The organism is Mesorhizobium sp. M0306 (genome assembly GCF_040321655.1).
GTDB lineage: Bacteria > Pseudomonadota > Alphaproteobacteria > Rhizobiales > Rhizobiaceae > Mesorhizobium.
On record NZ_JAMYRY010000093.1, the window covers coordinates 1 to 1,556 of the forward strand.

The window sequence follows — 1,556 nt, forward strand, 5'->3', positions numbered from 1 at the left end:
TTTTCCATGGCCGCGTAGACTTTGTTGTGTCGTCGTTGGTATTCAGATCTAGGGAATGGGATTCCGGTAAATGGGATTTCCTCCAGCGCCTTGTTCATTTTTTCGCCTCCTATGAAGTCAATGTGATTACTCGTCTAAAAACACGCCCAATTCGCCGCTGCTGCTGGGAAGCTGAACCTGGGCGGCACATTCCTGTTTGCTTTAAGTGACGTTATTATAAGCACGCTCTTGGTCGATATTCGGCGCATTGGAAGTTCCATGCGCAGAATCGCCGCAAAAAACGCGCAGAGCCGTGAATAGTGAGCCTGAAGCCTCAAAGACCGGTCTTCTCATCCCTTCCGGCGCGTTCCACCTCATCCGTCTAGGGCGCCGCAGCCCGCCAGCCGAACAATTGGGATGGGCTGATCCCAATCTCCGAACCAGGGCCGAAACATTGGCGCCAGGTTCAGAGCTCCTTGCCACCTCCGACCATCGTCGCCTCTGCGGGACCGGTGCACCCTCGAAGGGATCCGCAACCGACCGCCTCAATCAATTGAAAGCTTCTATCGGCAGGCATAGGCGCAGACATAGAAGTGAGAGCTCCTTGGCTACCGCAGTGTCATCATCGCCGCCAGGGTGCGTGAAGCCGACAAACCCGCCGATCAGCAGGCCGCCTGACCTTCACGCAACGTCATCATAGAGCCCGCCGCTCACGCGCGCGTGTGCCAATCATGCGGGCAGTATGCTTGACCAGAAAAAATGCTCTGTTTGCTGGCCATGAAGAAAACTAGATGCCGTAATCGGCCGGCACTCCTCGCATAACCAGGAAGGTGGCTGTCCCTCAGAGTGATGATGTTGACACGGGTCCGATTGTGTCGACCCCAAGCATCAAGCGAGGGACAACCATGGACTATTATGCAGGAATTGATGTGTCGCTGGAACAGAGCAGCGTTTGCGTGGTCGATTCATCAGGCAAGATCGTGCGTGAGACGAAGGCGGCGAGTGAACCTGAGACGCTTTTTGGCGATCTTGGGCTGCCGATAGTCAGGGTTGGCCTTGAGGCGGGCCCACTGTCGCAGTGGTTGCGCGAGGATCTGGTCGACGCCGGCTTTGACGTGGTGCTGCTGGAGACATGGCATGTGAAGGCGGCACTGTCGGCGATGCCGTGAAGACGGATCGCAAAGATGCACGCGGGATCGCGCAGCTGCTGCGCATGGGCTGGTACCGTCTTGTGTACGCCAAATCGGCAGATGCCCAGGCGGTGCGGGCACTGCTGGCCGGCCGCAAGCTTTTGCAGGCCAAGCTGCTCGACGTCGAGCTCAGCATCCGCGGAATCCTGCGCGGTTACGGGCTCAAGGTTGGCGATTTAAGCCGGGGACGCTTCGAAGCACGCATTCGCGACCTCACCGAGGGGCATGACATGCTTGCGACGGTTATCGGTGCGATGCTGCAGGCACGGGCCGCACTGTGGAACGAGTTTACCCGGCTGCACCGTAAGCGGGCAGCTGAGGCCGTTCAGCGCTGGTAATTCCATGGCATGAGGGCGTCGATATCGCTGTTTGGCCAGCCATTGGCAA

1 pseudogene is annotated in these 1,556 nt (G+C 58.2%); it reads left to right on the top strand.

From position 1 onward, the window contains the following. Positions 1 to 884: 884 nt before the first annotated feature. Positions 885 to 1,477 (top strand): annotated as a pseudogene (locus NKI95_RS34210) (IS110 family transposase); the annotation flags it as partial. Positions 1,478 to 1,556 lie beyond the last annotated feature (79 nt).